This window comes from Lapillicoccus sp. (assembly GCF_025353065.1).
GTDB lineage: Bacteria > Actinomycetota > Actinomycetes > Actinomycetales > Dermatophilaceae > Lapillicoccus.
In genome coordinates this window covers 1-12277 of record NZ_JANXRJ010000071.1, presented here as the reverse complement: position 1 = coordinate 12277, position 12277 = coordinate 1, and the positions used below count along the sequence as shown (strand labels likewise).

Sequence of the window (12277 nt, the reverse complement as noted above, 5' to 3'; positions counted from 1 at the left end):
GGGTTGACGCTGGTGATAGCCGGCGTCAACCCCCTTGACGCAGCGTCAACCCCCCCGGCGTCAGCCGCGCCGGCCGCGCCACCGGCCCAGACGAGCCGCAGCACCCGGAGCGCGTATGCCGCCGCGATCGCCATCCCGACGACGGCGACGACGGCGCAGGTGCGCAGCAGCGCGAGCGGCCGGTCGGGCGCCGGCGACCACGCGGCATACACCGCCAGGAACTCGCCCCAGAACCCGACGAGGCCCGGGAGCCCGAGGGCGGCGGCGAAGCCGACGACGAGCGCCCAGCCCATCCGCGGGGACGCATCGCGCAGGGCACGTCGCGCGATCGTGAGGTCGGCGCCGCCCCAGCGCTCCTTGAGCCCTCCGACGACGAGGAAGAGCAGCGCCGAGACGAGGCCGTGCGCGACGTTGGCGAAGAGCGCCGCCTGCAGGCCCGTCGTGGTGCCGGAGGCCAGGCCGATGGCGACGAAGCCCATGTGCGCGACAGAGGAGTAGGCGACGAGCCGCTTGAGGTCGCGCTCGACGAGGCAGGCGAGCCCTCCCCAGATGATGCCGACGGCACCGACGGCGGCCAGGTAGGGCGAGACCACCGCGAAGCCGACCGGGACGGCGGGGACCACGAGGCGGACGATGCCGTAGGTGCCCATCTTGAGCAGCACGGCGGCGAGGAGCACCGAGCCGGCGGTGGGCGCGACGGTGTGGGCCGGCGGCAGCCAGGTGTGCACCGGCCACAGGGGGATCTTGATGCCGAGCCCGATGACGAGCAGGGCGGCGGCCATCACCTGGGTGCCGCGGGAGAGTCCCGCTCCGCGGGCGGCGGCGAGGGCGTCGAGGTCCGCGGTGCCGGCGCTCGTGATCAGGACGAGGATGCCGAGCAGCATGAGCGTGGAACCGAGCACGGTGAAGAGGACGAATCGGCTTGCGGCGTCTCGCCGCACGGTGTCGCGCACGTGCTCGTCGCCGAACCGGCCGATGAGGACCCACATCGGCACGAGGACGATCTCGAAGGCGATGAAGAAGACGACGGCGTCGCGGGTGAGGAAGGTCGCGAGCGCCCCGAGCTCGACGAGGAGGATGCATGCGTAGAAGGTGCTCGCCGAGGTGGATCCGGCGATGCCCCGGCCGGGTTCGCGACCGCGGGCATGGAGGACCACGACGACGGTGAGCGCGGCCGTCAGCAGGACGAGCGGGAGGCTGATCCCGTCGACGGCGAAGTGCCAGCGCACGCCGAGCGTGGGCAGCCAGGGCGCGTCGACGACCGGGCGCGTCCACACCGTCACGACGGCGAGCACGAGGGTGACGACGCTGGCGAGGAGGGCGACGGTCTGGGTGGCGGCGGGCGTCTCGGCGCGCACCGTGCGGGCGACGCCGAGCAGCCAGACCGCGGCGACCCCCGGGACGAGGAGGGCGAGCATCAGCGCCACACCGTCACCCCCGCGACGCCGAGGAGGACGACCCCGACGACGACGGCGACGAGCCCCGTCGAGGGCGCACCGCGGTGGACCCGGTCGCCGGCGGCGCCGAGGTGGAGGGTGACGCGGGCGGCCGCTCGGGGGTAGGCGTCGACGACGTCGCGGTCGAGGCGCGCGACGACGCGGGCCAGGGTCACGACCGCCCGCCCCACCCCGACGTATGCCGTGTCGACGCCGAAGCCGCGATCGGCCCGCAGGCGGGTGGCGGCGCCGAGCACGTCGGCGGGGTCGACCCCACCTGTCGCGCGGGCCCGGACGAGGGAGGCGGCGCCGACGATCAGGACGACGGAGACGAGAGCCAGCAGCAGACCGACGTGCAGGCCCTGGGGGAGGGCGATGAGGCCGACCGTCCCGACGACGGTGAGGAGGGCGAGCCCGCTGACGGACAGGGCCGCGGGCAGCGTGACGGGCCGCGCCCCGTGGGCCCCGGTGGGCTCGTCGTCACCGGCCGCGGCAGCCGGCTCGGCGCTCTCCACCTGGCCCTCGAGCGCCTCGACCGTCTCGAGCGACGGTGCGTCGGTGGTGAGCAGCAGCCACGCCCGGGCGCAGTAGGCGGCGGTGAGCAGGACGGTGAGCAGCAGCGCCACGAGCACCAGCCAGGTCACCCAGGCCGTCTCGCCGGCCTGGCCGGGCGACCCCTGTCCGAGCGACTCCTCGACGACGGCGAGCACGCCCTCCTTGGAGAAGAACCCGACGAGCGGCGGCACCCCTGCCAGGGCGGCGAGGCCGATGCCGATGGACCACTGCAGGGCGCCTCTCCCCCGAGCGCGGCCGCGCAACGCGACGAATGCCGTGCCGCCGCCGATCACCGACAGCCATCCGATCGCGAGGAACAGCAACGACTTGAAGAGCGCGTGGGAGAACAGGTGGCCGAGTCCCGCGCTCGGTGCCTCGTCGATGCCGGGCGCGAAGGCGAGCGCCGACAGCATGATCGCGATCTGGCTGAGGGTCGAGTAGGCGAGCATCCGCTTGACGTCGGACTGGGCGAAGGCGAGCAGGGCGGCCCAGAGCATGGTGACGGCGGCGAGGACGCCGAGCACCGCGCGGGCGGTGGGGGCCGCGGCATACAGGGGCGAGAGGCGGGCGATGACGACGGTACCGGCGGCCACCATCGTCGCGGCGTGGATCAGCGCCGAGGCCGGGGTCGGGCCCTCCATCGCGTCGGGGAGCCAGTCGTGGAACGGGACGAGGCCCGACTTGCCGGCGACGCCGACGACGAGGCCGACCAGCGCGACGGTGAGGATGGTGCTGCCGGTGACGAACGGGGCGAAGCCGGTTGGACCCTCGAGCCCGAACCCCACGACGTGCCGCAGCACCCCGTCGATGTCGGTGGTGCGTGCGTCGACCGCGAGCAGCACCACGCCGAGCACGAATCCGATGTCGGCGACGCGGGTGACGAGGAAGGCCTTGTAGGCCGCGCGCCGGGCGGACTCGCGCGCCGTGACGTGGCCGATGAGCAGGTAGGAGCACCACCCCATCACCTCCCACCCCACGAGGGTGAGGACGAGGTCGCCGGACTGGACGACGAGCAGCATCCCGGCGAGGAACAGCGAGACCTCGGCGGCGAACACGGGGTAGCGGTCGTCGTCACGCAGATACCAGACGGAGAAGACCTGGACGGCGAGACCGACGACGGTGACGGCGAGCGCGACCAGCGCGCTGCTGCGGTCGGTGAGGAGGTGGAGCGGGAGGGAGAGGTCACCGACGGGCAGCGCGCCGATCGTCTCGATCGTCGCGGTCACGCGCCGCCTGTCCCCGCTCGGTCCACCGAAGACCTGGACGACGGCGAGCACGACACCGAGGCCGGCCGCTGCCGTGGCGAGCAGGGCTGCGGCGCGGGGCGATCGGCGGGCGAGGAGGCCGGCGAGCGCCGCGATCGCGGGCAGCAGGACGAGCAGCCGCACGACGAGAGTCATCCGCCGCTCACCGCCCGCTCGTCGAGCGCGCCGGGGTGTCCTCCGTGTCGGCGGGCTCGGTGAGGTCGATATGGCCCTGGAGCCGGAACATCGCCAGCACGATGGCGAGCGCCACACAGATCTCGGCGGCGGCGATGGTGATGACGAAGAGCGCGAGCACCTGCCCGGTCTGCAGCGGCGAGGTGTCGGCCGACCCGAGGGTGACGAGGATGAGGTTGGCGGAGCTGAGCACGAGCTCCACCCCGATGAGGACGAGGACGGCGTTGCGGCGCGCGAGGATGCCGTATGCCCCGGTGCCGGCGAGCACCGCGGCCAGGGTCATCGGGAGCCACAGGTGCATCATGTCGAGGCTCCGCGATCGGCCGGCGCGGGCCGCGGCGAGATCGCGCCCGCGACCCGGGCCACGGCGAAGGCGCCGATGAGGGCCGCGAGCAGCAGTAGGGAGAGGAGCTCGAACGGCCATACCCAGGTGCCGAAGGTCGCGGTCGCCACCGTGTGGGTGTCACCACTCACCGGCGTCACACTGTCCTGGCCCACGAGCGGGACGAGCATGGCCAGGAACAGGCCCGTCGTCGCCACCCCCAGGACGGCCGCGGCGATCCGCTGGACGAGCGGCGTTGCCAGGTCGGGCTGCCGGCCGATCGGGGCGCGGGTGAGCATGAGGGCGAAGAGGACCAGCACGACGACGGCACCGACGTAGATGAGCACCTGCACGAGCGCGACGAGCTCGGCGCCGAGCACGACGTAGCAGCCCGCGAGCGTCCCGAGACAGACGACCAGCCAGAGCGCCGCGTGGACGACCTGACGCGTCGTCACCGAGAGGATGGCGCTGGCCGCCGTGATGAGGCCGATGAGCAGGAAGACGACGTCACGGGTCGTCACGCGTCCGGCCCGTCGCCGTCGGCCGCTGCAGCACCGACGGCCGGCCCGGGGCGTGCAGCGGGACGTGCGGCGGTGCGGGCGGCGGTGCGTTCAGGGACGACCCTCTTCGGCTTGTCGGCCGCGGCGATCTCGGCCGGTGCGGCGGAGCCGGGGTCGAGCGCCGGCGGGGGCGGCACGGTCTGCATCCATTCGCCGAGGCGGTCCTTCTCGTGCAGCAGGTCACGGATGTCGGTCTCGGCGTACTCGAACTCCGGGCTCCAGTGCAGCGCGTCGAAGGGACACACCTCGATGCAGATGCCGCAGTACATGCACAGCGAGAAGTCGATGGCGAAGCGGTCGAGGACGTTGCGCTGACGGTCCCGACCACCCTCGGTCGTCGCGGGGATCGTCTCCTTGTGCGAGTCGATGTAGATGCACCAGTCCGGGCACTCACGGGCACAGAGCATGCAGGATGTGCAGTTCTCCTCGGTCAGCGCGATGACACCCCGGGAGCGAGGCGGGAGAGCGGGTTTCGCGTCGGGATACTCCGTGGTGTGGCTCGGCGTGACGAGGGTCCTCGCCGTCGTCGCGAGGCCCTTGATCAGTCCGGGCAGGAGACCGCCCTGGCGGGCGGGGGCATGCTGGTGACCCTCGTGACGACCGACGGCGCGCGGCGGCGTGGGGACGGCAGGACCTGGGGCGGGACTCGTGGCCGTGTCCGGGGCGGTGTCCGGGACCTCGTCGCTCATCGCCTCACCACCACGCCGACGCCCGTGAGGGCGACCTGGAAGAGCGCGATCGGCACGAGCCACACCCAGGCCAGCCGTTGCAGCTGGTCCTCGCGCATCCGCGGCCAGGCGACCCGGAACCAGATGATGACGACGGCGACGAGCAGGCCCTTGAGGAGCGTCCACACCACACCGAGCTGGTCGGCGAAGGGGCCCCGCCACCCGCCGAGGAACAGCACCGTGAAGAACAGCGACATGACGACGATGCCGGCATATTCGGCGAGGAGGAAGAAGGCGAAGCGCAGCCCGGTGTATTCCGTGTAGGCGCCGAACACGATCTCCGAGTCGGCCACCGGCATGTCGAACGGCGGGCGCTGCAGCTCGGCCAGCGCGGCGGTGAGGAAGCAGACCGCGCCCGGCAGCTGCCAGAGGAGCCACCAGGGGCTCCACTGACCGACGATGCCGCCGAGGGAGAGCGTGCCCGCGGCGAGCGCGACCGACGCGACCGACAGGACGATCGGCAGCTCGTAGCTGAGCAGCTGGGCGGCCGAGCGCATCGCCCCAAGGAGGGAGTACTTGTTGGCGCTGGCCCAGCCGGCCATGAGGGTGCCGAGGATGCCGACACCGGCGACCGCGACGACGAACAGCGCCCCCGCATCCACCTGGGCACCGACGACGTGCGGGCCGAGCGGGATGACGCAGATCGCGACGAGGTAGGGGATGAGGGCGACCGCGGGTGCGAGCCGGAAGACCCAGCGGTCGGCCGCCGCCGGCGTGACGTCCTCCTTCTGGACGAACTTCACGCCGTCCGCGACGAGCTGGGCCCACCCGTGGAAGCCCCCGGCATACATCGGTCCGAGGCGTCCCTGCATGTGCGCCATCACCTTGTGCTCCGTCTGCCCGACGATCAGGGGCAGCACGAGGAACCCGACCAGCGTGACCAGGGCGCGCACGACGACCTCGAGGGCACTCATCGGGGACCCCAGTCAGGACCGGGGACGCCGGGCGCCTGCACGCGACGGCGGCTCGGTGACCGACCGCTGTCGTGTCCCTCGCCGGGCTCCTTGGCGCCGGGCCACTGCTTGCTGACCCGCGCCGCGAGGACGAAGGACTTGAGCAGTGGATGTCCCTCAAAACCGTTGGGCAGCAAGAGCGGACGCACTCCCAGACCGGTGCCGTCGTCGAAGCCCTCGACGTCGATGCCGAACATCTCGTGGGTCTCGCGCTCGTGCCACGCGGCCCCGGCGAAGATCGGAGTGAGGCTGGGCAGCGGCGTGCCCGGCGGGAGGCGCGAGCGGAGCAGGTGGCCCCGTAGCCGGCCGGGGGTGCTGACGTCGTAGAGGTGCAGGACGATGTCGAAGCCCGGCCCGTCGGCGGCGTCGCTCTCGTCGACGGCGGTCAGCCAGTCGAAGAAGGTGTAACCCGTCGCGTGCAGGTCGGCCGCCGCACGCCGCCACTCCTCGGGGGCGACGTCGAGGCAGGGCTGGTCGACCGCACGGGTGTCGTCGCGCTGCTCGCCGGCAGCAGGGATGGGCTCGCTCATCGCGGGTCGTCCCCGGTCGGGGCTTTCGGGTCGTCCGGGTCGGGGCCGCCGAGCCCGAAGATGTCGTCGGCGAAGGACGCGTTGGCTGCGGTCGGCGGTGGCTCCGGGTCACGCAGGGCCGCGCCGATCGTCTGCGCCAGCGCCTCTGTCGGCGTTGCGGACTGGGCTGGGCTGGGGCCTACCGGGGCGGCCGGGATGACCTGCGTCGCCTCCACCGGCGGCCTGATCACTTGGGTGGCCCCCACCGGAGGCACGATGACCTGCGTCGCCTCCACCGGCGGCGCGATCACCTGCGTCACCTCTACCGGCGGTACTGGGACCTCCCCCACCGGGGGCTCCTCCACCGGGAGCTCGGCGATGGGCTCCGGGGTGACGACCCCGGGCCGTGGGGTGAGCGCGTCACCTCGACCGGGGAGGAGGGCTCCCCGGGCGTCGCCCGCGGCGCCGGGGTGCACGAGCGGCCGGGTGACCTCGGCGGCGGACGCGAGCCGGCCCCCGGCATACCGCCTGGCGATGCCCTTGCTCGTGATCCGTTCGGCGGCGATCTTCTCCTGGAGCTTGAGGATGCCCTGCAGCAGCGCCTCGGGCCGCGGCGGGCAGCCGGGGACGTAGACGTCGACGGGAATGATCGAGTCGACGCCCTTGAGCACGCTGTAGGAGTCCCAGTAGGGACCACCGGAGTTGGAGCAGGCGCCGAACGAGATGACGTACTTCGGCTCGGGCATCTGGTCGTAGAGCCGCCGGACCGCGGGGGCCATCTTGTCGGTGACCGTGCCGGAGACGATCATGAGGTCGGCCTGTCGCGGGCCGGGCGCGAAGGGGATGACGCCGAGCCGGATGAAGTCGTGCCGCGCCATCGATGCCGCGATGAACTCGATGGCGCAGCAGGCCAGTCCGAAGTTGAACACCCAGAGGCTGTAGCGACGCCCCCAGTTGAGGACGATCTTGATCGGCTCCGGCGCGTGCTCCTGGAGGAACCCGACGCGAGGAGTGGGGAGGTCGACCGTCATCCCACGGACCCCGTCACATCCACGGACCCTGTCACATCCACGGACGCCGTCTCATCCACCGACGCCGTCACATCCACCGTAGGAGCCCACGGCGGGCGGCGTGGCCCAGGCCGATGATCAGCACGAGGAGGAAGATGCCCATCTCGACGAGCGACGCCCCGCCGAGCTGGGGGTCGCGGATCACCGTCGCCCAGGGGAAGAGGTAGACCGCGTCGACGGCGAAGATGACGTAGAGGAAGGCGTAGACGAAGTAGCGGACGTTGGTCTGGGCCCAGTCCGCGCCGACCGGATCGACCCCCGACTCGTAGGTCGTGCGCTTGGCCGCGGTGACCACGCGCGGAGCGAGCAGCCGTCGGGCCAGCGCCGCAGCCATGACGAGAAGGATGCCGCTGAGCACGACGGCACCGACCACGACGTATCCGGACATGCGGCAACACTAGCGATGATGCTGACGGCGGGGACGGGCGGCGGCGACTGGCCCCGGTCAGACGAACGCGCCGATGCCCGTGACAGCGCGGCCGACGATGAGCTGGTTGACCTCGCGGGTGCCCTCGTAGGAGTAGACGGCCTCGGCGTCGGCGAAAAAGCGCGCGACCCCGTGCTCGAGGACGATGCCGTTGCCGCCCATCACCTCGCGGGCGCGTGCCACCGTCTCGCGCATCAGGGTGGCGGCACTGGCCTTCGCCATCGCCGCGTGCTCGTCCTCCTCGATGCCGGCGTCCTGCATCTGGGCGAGCCGCACGACCATCCCGAGCGAGAGCGTGACGTTGGACAGCATCGTCGCGAGGTGGTCCTGGACGAGCTGGAAGCTGGCGAGCGGCTTGCCGAACTGCTCCCGCTCCAGCGTGTAGGCCAGGGCCCGCTCGTAGGCGCCCATCGCGAGTCCGACGGCCCCCCAGGCCACCCCGCCGCGAGTGATCCGCAGGACGTTGGCGGTGTCGGCGAACGTCCGCGCGTTCTCGAGCCGGTGGTCGTCGGGGACGAAGACGTCGGTCAGGGTGATGTCGGCGTTCTGGACGCTGCGCAGGGCGATCTTGCCCTCGATCTTCGTCGGGACGAAGCCCTCCGTCTCGCGCTCCACCACGAAGCCGATGACCTCACCGCTCTCGGCGTCCTTGGCCCAGACGACGACGAGGTCGGCGAAGGTGGCGTTGCCGATCCAGCGCTTCTTGCCGGTCAGCTCCCACCCGCCGTCGACCTTGCGGGCCGTCGTCTCGAGCCCGCCCGCGACATCGGACCCGTGCTCCGGCTCGGTGAGGCCGAACGCGCCGATCGTCGTCATGTCGACCATGCCGGGCAGCCACCGGTCGCGCTGCTCGGGCGACCCGCAGTGGTAGATGCTGGCGAAGGCCAGCCCGGAGTGGACACCCCAGAAGGTGCTGAACGACGGGTCGACGCGGGACATCTCGAGGGAGACGAAGCCGTCGAACAGCCGGCTCAGTGGTGGCGACCGGAACTCTCCGTAGCCGGAGCCCACCAACCCGAGCGCCGCGACCTTCGGGATGAGCTGCCGAGGGAACTCGGCGCGCTCCCAGTAGTCGTCCGCGACGGGTCGCACCTCGCGCTCGAGGAAGTCGCGCAGCCGCGAGATCTGCTCCTGCTCGTCGGGGCGCAGCAGGGCCTCGTATCGATAGAAGTCGCCGCGGTGGATCTCGAACGACGGGGTGACGTCGATGTCATCGGTCATACCCCAACGTAAGCCGCTGCCGGCTCGGTCGCCACGCCCCGGGGGGCGTCGCTCGCCCGTCGGCCCCCGGACAGGACCGGTCAGCTCCGTCGTTCAGTGGCGGCGCCGCGCGCCGCCGTTGACGAGCACCAGGTCGTCGTCGCGTGCGGCTGCGCTGTCCGGCTCGTTCGTGAGCGGCAGGAGGCGGGGTATCGGCAGCCGGACCCGGTCGTGCGAGGTCGTCGGGCCCCAGAGGGCGCCGGCGAGGACGGTCAGCTCCCCCGCACAGGCCGGGCAGGGCACCAGCGGGCTGCGGTATGCCGCGTCGAGGGGGCAGCGGTAGGCGAAGTCGCCCTCGCGCGCGTCCCGTTCTCCACAGGAGCGGGTCGCGTGCCAGCGCACGAGCCCGTCGCGGATGAAGACCTGCACCTGGGCGGACCCCCGTCCGCCGTCACCGTGCCTCATAGAACATCCCCTTGACTGGTCCCGGGACTCGACATTGAGGTCGGGACCCGATCAGTATCCATTGCGCCACACCCGCAGCGGGTGACACATCGCCTGTTCAGGCCACGAACATCCGTTATCGGCCGATTCTCACGCCTCGGCCGGAGGTGGCTTGTCGCACCCGAGCTGCCGTTCGGTGTCGGTGAAGCCCACCGCGCGATAGATGCGGATCGCGGCATACTCCGGGTCGGCGACCATCACCAGCGTTGTCGCGCCGAGCTCCTCGAGCCCGTAGCGGCCGACCCGGTGCACGAGGGTGCCGGCGAGGCCGCGACCGCGGGCGTCGGGGTGCGTACTGACGTTCTGGAAACGGGCGAGCCCCTCGGAGGCGACGAAGAGGCCCATCGACGACACCAGCCGTCCGCCGAGGAACGCCCCCCACCAGGCACCGCGCCCCTGATCGACCAGCCGCCGGTCGACCTGGGCACGGGCGGTGGCGAACGCGAGGTCGCCCGCCCCAGGCCCCTCCCCCGCCAGGTTCAGGGCGACCTGCTGGTGCCAGTCGTCGTCGCTGCGCAACGGCCGGTATGCCGCCTCGACGTTCGGGTGCGCCGGCTCGGCGACCGCGGTGGCCGTCATCACGACCGAGACGTCGGGCGAGAGCCCGACCGCGGCGAGCGGGGCGAGGTCACCCACGTCGCCCGAGGTGACGTCGACCCCGAACGCCCGGTGCTCGGCCTGAGGGAACTCCCGCCGGAACTCGGCCAGCCACTCCCCCGCCTCGTCCGCACGCGGCATACGGCGCAGGAGCAGGAAGTTGCCCCACCAGAACCGCGGGTTGTGGGGGGACCTCACGACCAGGTGGGTGCCGCGGTCCTCGACCTCGCTCCCGCCGTAGCCGAGGAGCGCGAGGTTGCTGCGGTAGCCGAGCGAGCGGATCTGCATCGAGGAACCTCGGGGTCGTGGGCCCGGCGGGGCGTTCGGGCGTTCGGGTGTCGGTGCTCAGCCGGGCTTGACGTCGTAGCGGTCGGCCATCATCACCTTGTCCCACACGGCGACGAAGTCCCGCACGAAGCGCGCGTGGCCCTCGCTGCCGTCGTTGCCCGCGTAGACCTCGACGACCGCGCGCAGCTGCGCGTTGGAGCCGAACAGCAGGTCGTTGCGCGAGGCCCGGTAGGCGACCTCGCCGCTCCCGCGGTGGTCGAGGGTGAAGGCGGTGCCGGCCGCGTCGGTCTTGGTCCAGTCGTAGTCCATGCTCGTCACGGTGGTGAAGAAGTCCGTGCTGAGCGTGCCGACGCGGTCGGTGAAGACCCCGGTCGCGGACCCGTCGTGGTTGCAGCCCAGCACGCGGAGGCCGCCGGTGAGGGCGACCCACTCCGGGGCACTCAGCCTCAGCAGGGCGGCCTTGTCGAGGAACATCCGCTCCGGCGAGACGGGCGAGATCTCGGCGTAGTCGTGCTGCACGTAGTTGCGGAAACCGTCGACGACCGGCGCCAGCCACTCGAAGGTGGGGACGTCGGTCTGCTCCTGGGTGGCGTCGACCCGGCCGGGCGTGAAGGGCACCGTGACCTGCACCCCGGCCGCCCTGGCGGCCTGCTCGACCGCGACGCAGCCGCCGAGCACGATCAGGTCGGCCAGGCTGACCGTCGCCCTACCGAGGGCGTTGACGTCGTCCCTCACGCGTCGCAGCTCGGCGACGACGTGGACGGTGCGGGCGTTGACGGCCCAGTCCTTCTGCGGCGCCAGGGCGAGCCGGGCACCGTTGGCGCCACCGCGCTTGTCGGAGTCGCGGTAGGTCACCGCCGAGGAGAACGCGGTGTAGGCGAGGTCGGACACGGACAGGCCTGAGGCGAGCACGGCCGCCTTGAGCCGACCCACCTCCGCCTCGCCGACGACGGGGTGCTCGAGCGGAGGCAGCGGGTCCTGCCAGGGCAGGTCGTCCGCCGCGACCTCGGGGCCGAGGTAGCGCGCCTTCGGGCCCATGTCGCGGTGGGTCAGCTTGTACCAGGCCTTCGAGAAGGCCAGCGTGAACGCGTCGAAGTCGGTGAGGAACCGCTCGCAGATCTCGCGGTAGACGGGGTCGACCTTCAGCGCGAGGTCGCTGGTCATCATCATCAGCGGGTGCACGACGCCGTCGAGGTGCGCGTCGGGGGTCTTCGGTGCACCCTCGTCCACCGGCGTCCACTGCAGCGCGCCCGCGGGGCTCTGCGACTGCTTCCACTCGTGGCCGAAGAGGTTCTCCAGGTAGGTGTTGTCCCACTGGGTCGGGTGCTGCGTCCACGAGCCCTCGATGCCGTTGGTCATCGTGTTCTCGGCGTTCCCCGACCCCTGGGGGTTGTGCCACCCCAGACCCATGCCCTCCATCGGGGCGATCTCCGGCGGTGCACCGATCCGGTCCGCGGCGACCTGGCCGTGGCTCTTGCCGAAGGCGTGACCGCCCGCGATGAGCGCCACGGTCTCCTCGTCGTTCATGGCCATCCGTCCGAAGGTGATGCGGATGTCGACGGCGGAGGCGGCCGGGTCTCCGTTGGCGTTGGGGCCCTCGGGGTTGACGTAGATCAGCGACTGGTGCGACGCGGCGAGCGGCTGCTGGAGCTCGTAGTCGGCGTCGCTGGACCGGTGAGCCCGGCGACG

At 72.1% G+C, this 12277-nt stretch carries 12 protein-coding genes and 1 pseudogene; all 13 read right to left on the bottom strand.

The features are described 5' to 3' along the window. On the bottom strand, nt 1-1418 hold a 1418-nt coding region (locus Q0R63_RS06480), incomplete at its 3' end, for an NADH-quinone oxidoreductase subunit M (protein WP_295695482.1). Further along, nucleotides 1418-3391 (bottom strand): NADH-quinone oxidoreductase subunit L, encoded by a 1974-nt coding sequence (locus Q0R63_RS06475; RefSeq protein WP_295695480.1) that lies wholly within the window; start codon nt 3389-3391, stop codon nt 1418-1420. The genes Q0R63_RS06475 and Q0R63_RS06480, both read right to left, overlap by 1 nt. 7 nt (nt 3392-3398) lie before the next feature. Beyond that, nucleotides 3399-3734 carry an NADH-quinone oxidoreductase subunit NuoK gene (gene nuoK, locus Q0R63_RS06470; RefSeq protein ID WP_295695478.1) on the bottom strand — a complete coding sequence of 112 codons (336 nt, stop codon included), beginning with the start codon at nt 3732-3734 and terminating at the stop codon, nt 3399-3401. After that, nucleotides 3731-4273 carry an NADH-quinone oxidoreductase subunit J gene (locus tag Q0R63_RS06465; RefSeq protein ID WP_295695476.1) on the bottom strand — a complete coding sequence of 181 codons (543 nt, stop codon included), beginning with the start codon at nt 4271-4273 and terminating at the stop codon, nt 3731-3733. Before Q0R63_RS06465 ends, nuoK begins: the two co-directional genes overlap by 4 nt. After that, entirely contained in the window at nt 4270-5001 is a 732-nt protein-coding gene (locus tag Q0R63_RS06460) for an NADH-quinone oxidoreductase subunit I (protein ID WP_295695475.1), read from the bottom strand. The genes Q0R63_RS06465 and Q0R63_RS06460 overlap by 4 nt, the downstream gene beginning before the upstream one ends. Beyond that, a complete protein-coding gene (locus Q0R63_RS06455; protein ID WP_295695474.1) occupies nt 4998-5954 on the bottom strand; it encodes a complex I subunit 1 family protein in 957 nt (318 codons plus the stop codon). Before Q0R63_RS06455 ends, Q0R63_RS06460 begins: the two co-directional genes overlap by 4 nt. Next, nucleotides 5951-6523: an NADH-quinone oxidoreductase subunit C gene (locus tag Q0R63_RS06450; protein WP_295695472.1), complete on the bottom strand. Its 573-nt coding sequence runs from the start codon at nt 6521-6523 to the stop codon at nt 5951-5953. The genes Q0R63_RS06455 and Q0R63_RS06450 overlap by 4 nt, the downstream gene beginning before the upstream one ends. A 542-nt stretch (nt 6524-7065) precedes the next feature. After that, nucleotides 7066-7533 (bottom strand): annotated as a pseudogene (locus Q0R63_RS06445) (NADH-quinone oxidoreductase subunit B family protein); the annotation flags it as partial. A 67-nt stretch (nt 7534-7600) separates the two neighbouring features. Further along, nucleotides 7601-7960 (bottom strand): NADH-quinone oxidoreductase subunit A, encoded by a 360-nt coding sequence (locus Q0R63_RS06440; RefSeq protein WP_295695470.1) that lies wholly within the window; start codon nt 7958-7960, stop codon nt 7601-7603. 57 nt (nt 7961-8017) lie between these two features. Further along, entirely contained in the window at nt 8018-9220 is a 1203-nt protein-coding gene (locus tag Q0R63_RS06435; RefSeq protein WP_295695468.1) for an acyl-CoA dehydrogenase family protein, read from the bottom strand. Between the two features lie 93 nt (nt 9221-9313). Then, nucleotides 9314-9664: a hypothetical protein gene (locus Q0R63_RS06430; RefSeq protein ID WP_295695466.1), complete on the bottom strand. Its 351-nt coding sequence runs from the start codon at nt 9662-9664 to the stop codon at nt 9314-9316. Between the two features lie 129 nt (nt 9665-9793). Further along, complete coding sequence (locus Q0R63_RS06425; protein WP_295695464.1) at nt 9794-10588, bottom strand: GNAT family N-acetyltransferase; 795 nt, start codon at nt 10586-10588, stop codon at nt 9794-9796. A 57-nt stretch (nt 10589-10645) separates the two neighbouring features. Then, nucleotides 10646-12277, bottom strand: a 1632-nt coding sequence (locus Q0R63_RS06420; RefSeq protein ID WP_295695462.1) for a peroxidase family protein, incomplete at its 5' end; no start/stop codon positions are given.

What these genes read in the sequence shown, in the direction of transcription:
- Q0R63_RS06450 (WP_295695472.1), bottom strand. Translation starts at nt 6,523, where the DNA reads ATGAGCGAGCCCATCCCTGCTGCCGGCGAGCAGCGCGACGACACCCGT.
- Q0R63_RS06455 (WP_295695474.1), bottom strand. Translation starts at nt 5,954, where the DNA reads ATGAGTGCCCTCGAGGTCGTCGTGCGCGCCCTGGTCACGCTGGTCGGG.
- Q0R63_RS06460 (WP_295695475.1), bottom strand. Translation starts at nt 5,001, where the DNA reads ATGAGCGACGAGGTCCCGGACACCGCCCCGGACACGGCCACGAGTCCC.
- Q0R63_RS06440 (WP_295695470.1), bottom strand. Translation starts at nt 7,960, where the DNA reads ATGTCCGGATACGTCGTGGTCGGTGCCGTCGTGCTCAGCGGCATCCTT.
- Q0R63_RS06435 (WP_295695468.1), bottom strand. Translation starts at nt 9,220, where the DNA reads ATGACCGATGACATCGACGTCACCCCGTCGTTCGAGATCCACCGCGGC.
- Q0R63_RS06425 (WP_295695464.1), bottom strand. Translation starts at nt 10,588, where the DNA reads ATGCAGATCCGCTCGCTCGGCTACCGCAGCAACCTCGCGCTCCTCGGC.
- Q0R63_RS06475 (WP_295695480.1), bottom strand. Translation starts at nt 3,391, where the DNA reads ATGACTCTCGTCGTGCGGCTGCTCGTCCTGCTGCCCGCGATCGCGGCG.
- nuoK (WP_295695478.1), bottom strand. Translation starts at nt 3,734, where the DNA reads ATGATGCACCTGTGGCTCCCGATGACCCTGGCCGCGGTGCTCGCCGGC.
- Q0R63_RS06430 (WP_295695466.1), bottom strand. Translation starts at nt 9,664, where the DNA reads ATGAGGCACGGTGACGGCGGACGGGGGTCCGCCCAGGTGCAGGTCTTC.